The organism is Mesorhizobium sp. M7A.F.Ca.US.006.01.1.1 (assembly GCF_003997935.1).
Taxonomy (GTDB): Bacteria; Pseudomonadota; Alphaproteobacteria; order Rhizobiales; family Rhizobiaceae; genus Mesorhizobium.
This window is the reverse complement of the sequence record NZ_RZQL01000471.1, coordinates 1-1,655: the sequence shown is the minus strand read 5'-3', so window position 1 is coordinate 1,655 and position 1,655 is coordinate 1. Positions and strand designations below refer to the sequence as shown.

At 58.2% G+C, this 1,655-nt stretch carries 1 protein-coding gene and 1 pseudogene; one reads left to right on the top strand and one right to left on the bottom strand.

Annotation, left to right across the window (positions count from 1 at the left end; genetic code table 11):
- Positions 1-102 precede the first annotated feature (102 nt).
- Positions 103-1,362: a peptide antibiotic transporter SbmA gene (gene sbmA, locus EN943_RS36905; protein WP_127416604.1), complete on the top strand. Its 1,260-nt coding sequence runs from the start codon at positions 103-105 to the stop codon at positions 1,360-1,362.
- Positions 1,363-1,396: 34 nt separating this feature from the next.
- Here the strand turns inward: sbmA and EN943_RS36900 are convergent.
- Positions 1,397-1,655, bottom strand: a pseudogene (locus tag EN943_RS36900) (polysaccharide deacetylase); the annotation flags it as partial.

Genomic DNA, 1,655 nt, shown 5'->3' with positions numbered 1-1,655 from the left:
CTGTGCCGGGCATCGGGCACGGGCATTTTCTTTCCCACTAATGTGTGACTTTATGCCCGCTGTCGTCAGCTGATTTGCGCCTAGATCGAGGAATTCGCCACAGTGTTCGTATCCTTTTTCCCGCAGCCGAAGCTGTTCTTCACTTCGGCCGCCGTCTGGAGCCTTGCGGCGATCCTGTTCTGGTTCTTCGGTGGTGAACAACTAGGTGCGGTTTTCGGATTGCCGCCCGCCGCGGCCGGCGCGCCGCCCATCATCGGCATCGCCATCCTCGTATCGAAGCCGTTCCTCTGGTTCTATCTCTATTTCGCGTTCTGCGTGCTCGTCTTCTATGCATTCTGGAGCTGGTATTCGCCGCATCCATGGCAGCGCTGGTCGATCCTGATGACCGCGGTCATCCTGTTCTTCATCTATTTCAATGTGCAGGTCAGCGTCGCCGTCAACGCTTGGTACGGGCCGTTCTTCGATTATGTCCAAGGACTGATGTCAGGGACTGGAAAGTCGACCAACAGCGAATTTTATATCGGATTGGCCGATTTTTCGTGGCTGGCGCTGGTCGGCATGAATGTGCAGGTGGTCAATGCCTTCATCGTCAGTCACTGGATCTTCCGTTGGCGCACGGCGATGAACAACTACTTCGTCGAGAACTGGGGCAGGCTACGCCATATCGAAGGTGCCTCGCAGCGTATCCAGGAAGACACGATGCGGTTCTCGCAGATCATGGAAGATCTCGGCTCCAGCTTCGTCCAGTCGATCATGACCTTGATCGCATTCCTGCCGGTCATGATCCAGTTACAGGCCCATATCACCGAGTTGCCGATTATCGGCGCAATCCCGCAGCCATTGGTTGTCGCGGCCCTTGCCTGGTGTCTGTTCGGGACGATCTCGGTCATGGTTGCCGGTCTGAAACTTCCAGGGCTGCAGTTCCGCAACCAGCGTGTCGAAGCCGCCTACCGCAAGGAACTCGTCTACGGCGAGGATCACGCGGACCGGGCCCAGCCGGCCACCACCGCCGAACTGTTCGAGAATGTTCGTCACAATTATTTCAGGCTCTATTTCCACTACATCTATTTCAACGTCGTCCGTTACACCTACCTGCAGGCCGACAACATTTTCTCGCTGCTGATCCTTGGTCCCTCACTGGTGGCGCACAAGATAACGTTCGGCGCGCTGAACCAGATTTCGAACGCATTCGGCAAGGTGACGGGGTCGCTGCAATTTCTGCTCACCTCCTGGTCGACCATCGTCGAGCTGCAATCGGTCCACAAGCGCCTGCGCGCCTTCGAGGCGACGCTGCAAGGCGAGCCGCTGCCTGAAATCGACCAGCGCTATCTGGCAAGACAGGGCGCCGAGGATCCGGCCTAGAAACCGAGATTGGAAATCGAATCGGGTCGGCGGCTCAGCCGCCGACTGAGACCTGCCTCTGGCCAGCATCCTGCCGCTGCACATAGTCGCGAAAACTGATGCATTCGACATCGGCCTTGACGCAGACCTCGCCGGCAAAGCGCTCAAGCGCGTTCCAGTAGGCGCCGTCATTCATCAACGCGAAGTGGAAGCCGAGCTCCAGCGGAATGCGTTTTCCCGCATACTGCTTGTCGAAGGCGGCGCGGAAGGCAGCATAGGTCCGGTTGGCGAATTCGCCCGCCTGGCTTGGCCGC